The sequence below is a fragment of the Neobacillus drentensis genome, assembly GCF_036966985.1.
Taxonomy (GTDB): Bacteria; Bacillota; Bacilli; order Bacillales; family Cytobacillaceae; genus Neobacillus; species Neobacillus drentensis_E.
The window spans coordinates 1-3,187 of the sequence record NZ_JBALSN010000448.1 but is presented as its reverse complement, the minus strand read 5'-3'; the positions used below and the strand labels follow the sequence as shown (position 1 = coordinate 3,187).

The window sequence follows — 3,187 nt, the reverse complement described above, 5'->3', positions numbered from 1 at the left end:
CATCATACGTACTCACGACGATTGGAAAAAAAGCAGTTAAAATGGTCACGGCAATTTTGCTCCAAATCGAATAACCAAACCACATAATAAAAATCGGTGAAATGGCAATAAGCGGCACCGTTTGTGAGATCACAAGGAACGGATAAAGGACTTTTTCGATTGAACGGGAAAAATGCATTCCAACTCCCAGTATCAATCCGCCGATCACAGAGAGCCCAAAACCAATCAAAACTTCTTTGAGGGTAGCTGGCAGATGCTCTTCAAACAACAGTTGCTTGTTTTCTATCAATGCCCCCCAAATGGCTGAAGGAGCAGGCAAAATAAATGACGGAATCATTGCCTGCCTTACTGCCCATTCCCATCCGCTGACAAGTAGGAGGACCACCAATAAGAACAAACCGTAATCTTCTGTCCATTTCTTCAGGCTAGCTTTCATTGTGAATCAGCATCTCCAGTTCTTTTCTCATCGTTAAAAACTCTGATTGATAGATTAGCTGTGAACTTCTTGGCCTCGGCAAATTGACTTTTAGTTCTTTGATTCCTATATCTTGCAGCACATAAACTCTGTCGCTTAATAGAATCGCTTCCTCAAGATCATGGGTAATGAACAAGACCGTCTTTTGTAATTCCCCCCACAGTCCTAATAACCATTTGTGCATGTTTCGTTTTGTCATCGAATCAAGTGCACCAAAGGGTTCATCTAATAATAGAAGTTCCTTTCCCGTCATCAGCGTTCTTAAAAAAGCGACACGCTGCTTCATTCCTCCGGAGAGTTCATTGGGATAAGCTTTTTCAAATTCAGCCAAGCCAAACCGAGATAACCACTCTCGTATTTCAGGAATTCTCGTTTGCTTATGTTCCTTTGTCACTTCTAAAGGCAGTAACACATTTTCTAAAACAGTCCTCCATGGCAGCAGCAAATCCTTTTGCGGCATATAACCAACACTTCCTAATCTCTTTCCGGTCTTTTGACCATCAATCAGGATGTCCCCTTGATCTGGTTCAAGTAAACCAGTTACCAATTTGAAAAGAGTGCTTTTACCTGACCCGCTGGCACCAATGATGGAAACAAACTCTCCTCGTTTCATCTCGAGAGTTAGTCCGTGAAAAATGGGCTTTTCTTTTTCAAAAGAATAGGCGAGGCCTTGAATGGATAACATCGTCGAGTTAGACAGGCCACTCGCCTCCCTGATAGACCATGTCCCAAAACATGTATTCAAATCGAGATGTTGTCAGGAAATGTTCTTCTAAGATGGCTAACTCCCGCTCCGGTTTTCCCTTTGCCAATCGATCTAATAAATCAATAAGCCAAGTTGCTAATGAACCAAACTCATCAGAAGAGTACATTTTTACCCATTCCCCATAGAGTAGATGTTCGATAGCATCAGGATAGTTAGTTGCTAGCACTTTGCTAATCTCCCAATAGCTCCACATACACGGCAAGAGAGCAGATACTAATTCTGCAAGAGAACCATTCTGGGCAACATTTAACATATACCGTGTATAGGCTAAGTTGATCGGCGTTGGTTTGGTTTCCTCCAGCTGTTGATGTGTAATCCCAAACCTCTCTGCATATTGACGGTGCAAGTCCATCTCTCCATGCAATGTTTCATCCAAAAGCTTCGCAAATGCGGCCATCGTCTCCAAGTCTGTTGCTTTAACGGCCCCCATAGCAAACAACTTGGAATAATCGATTAAAAACACATAATCCTGTTTCATATAGCGAATAAATGATTCAATCGGCAACTCCCCTGTCCCCATCCCGACAACAAATGGATGCTGATGGGTCTGCCCCCAAATATCACTTACTTTTTCAAAAAGTCTTTGGGTAAATCTCATTCCCCTACTGCTCCTTTCTTGTGTTGCACCAATCAGCGATGAAAACGGCTAACACTTTTGTAAAGTCTAATAATTGGATAACTTCGACTTTCTCATTCACGGCATGGGCGTCTTCCAATTTACCAGGTCCAAAAATAGCGGTTGGAATACCTGCACGTCCCAGCCAGCCCGCATCTGTAACAGTGGTGGACATACCAACGGTTGGCTTGGCCGATAATAAGTTTTCAAAGGAGTTCGCTAATAGCTTCGTTCCTGGATGTTCAGAATCTATTTCTAATGAGGGGAAAATTTCTCCTCGGTCGACGATCATTGATTTTCCGCCCCACACAAATTGTGGAGGATTGTCACGCAGCCATGGATCTGCGGCCGCAACTGCGCCAATATGCTCTTCTATTTCTTTGATGACCTCTTCATAATCTTCATCTGGGTAAAAATGAACGGTAACCCACAGCGCACATCGATCTGCCACAAATGCAGCATGTCGTCCTCCTTCAATCACAGCGGGATTAATCGTATTGGTACCAGGAGGAAAGCCTTCATAACTTTTCGTAATTGCCCAGTGACGTTCCAACTCTTGAAGCCCAGCAATGATCTTCATCATTTTCTCAATCGCACTAGCCCCCTGCACGCCACCACCTGCATGGATCATCTTCCTCCTGATTCCATCATGGTAGGTCTCGTTGCTTTGAATGGTAATCCATCCCGTAATAACGCCGCCCTGTCCTTGAATATGTAAATCACTCGTATCCACCACGACCGCATAGTCAGCTGTATAACCTCTCTCCATGCATGCCAGGGTTCCTGCTTCGCCAACCTCTTCGCCAATAACCGATTGAAATTGAAGTTCGCCTTGCAGCGAAATTCCCAGTTCTTTTAAAAGTTTAATTGCAATCAGTGATGCAGCAATTCCGCCCTTCATATCAGCGACACCACGTCCATAAATATGGCCATCTTTACAAAATGCCGAAAATGGAGACTCCTTCCACGCTGAAGTATCCCCCACTTCAGCGACGTCCACGTGACCATTTACAATTAAACTATTAAACTGATCAGGAGATTCTCCTCGTAAAACCCCAACCACATTAGGATCACCCGGATAAACATCCCACTTATCGGTGTTAAATCCCAAATCATCCAAATATCCTTTAATAAAATCTTGCACCTCATTGGTATTCCGTGCAGGTGGACTAACTGTTGGGAACGCAATAAGTTTCGACAATAATTCGATTAATTCCGCTTCTCTTGCTTCTACTTCTTGTGAGATTTTACTAAGTAAATCCTCTTTCATTTGTTCACGCCCTTATCGTTAATTCCTGATGGTTGTATCATTTTCATTAACAATTAATAC

General features: G+C 43.1%; 4 protein-coding genes. All 4 read right to left on the bottom strand.

Annotation, left to right across the window (positions count from 1 at the left end; translation table 11 throughout):
• A partial coding sequence (locus V7659_RS24890; protein ID WP_335542801.1) for an ABC transporter permease occupies positions 1–436 on the bottom strand: 436 nt, incomplete at its 3' end.
• Positions 426–1,160: an ABC transporter ATP-binding protein gene (locus V7659_RS24885; protein WP_335542800.1), complete on the bottom strand. Its 735-nt coding sequence runs from the start codon at positions 1,158–1,160 to the stop codon at positions 426–428. The genes V7659_RS24890 and V7659_RS24885, both read right to left, overlap by 11 nt.
• A gap of 7 nt (positions 1,161–1,167) precedes the next feature.
• Positions 1,168–1,839 carry a thiaminase II gene (tenA, locus tag V7659_RS24880; protein ID WP_335542799.1) on the bottom strand — a complete coding sequence of 224 codons (672 nt, stop codon included), beginning with the start codon at positions 1,837–1,839 and terminating at the stop codon, positions 1,168–1,170.
• Positions 1,840–1,843: 4 nt separating this feature from the next.
• The gene (locus tag V7659_RS24875) at positions 1,844–3,127 is read right to left on the bottom strand and encodes an acetylornithine deacetylase (RefSeq protein WP_335542798.1); all 1,284 of its coding nucleotides are present in this window, start codon (positions 3,125–3,127) and stop codon (positions 1,844–1,846) included.
• Between the last annotated feature and the right edge of the window lie 60 nt (positions 3,128–3,187).

Bases quoted from the DNA above. Each gene is read 5' to 3' on its own strand.
- V7659_RS24875 (WP_335542798.1), bottom strand. From the start codon at position 3,127: ATGAAAGAGGATTTACTTAGTAAAATCTCACAAGAAGTAGAAGCAAGA.
- V7659_RS24885 (WP_335542800.1), bottom strand. From the start codon at position 1,160: ATGTTATCCATTCAAGGCCTCGCCTATTCTTTTGAAAAAGAAAAGCCC.
- tenA (WP_335542799.1), bottom strand. From the start codon at position 1,839: ATGAGATTTACCCAAAGACTTTTTGAAAAAGTAAGTGATATTTGGGGG.